The following is a 234-nucleotide window of genomic DNA, read 5'->3' on the forward strand; positions in this document are numbered from 1 at the left end:
TTTGGACTATTGTTGTATGTATCATTAATTCTTCCTGTTGATTCTGAAGAAAATAGTACGATTTGGATGGGAATGATAATGTTATTTTGTAGCCATTTGCTTATTGGACGAACATATTTTTACTTAGGTCTGTTAAATTATGACATTAGTGAAGATGGGGTGAAATTATAATGGAATTAGGTATGCTTATCATGCCATATTGTGTAAAAATAACATTTGAAATTGATAAAGAAG

1 pseudogene is annotated in these 234 nt (G+C 29.1%); it reads left to right on the forward strand.

What is annotated here, in order from left to right:
• Positions 1–171, forward strand: a pseudogene (locus HMPREF3241_RS13095) (DUF5079 domain-containing protein); the annotation flags it as partial.
• Positions 172–234 lie beyond the last annotated feature (63 nt).

The organism is Staphylococcus sp. HMSC34G04, assembly GCF_001838765.1.
GTDB classification, from domain to species: Bacteria; Bacillota; Bacilli; order Staphylococcales; family Staphylococcaceae; genus Staphylococcus; species Staphylococcus epidermidis.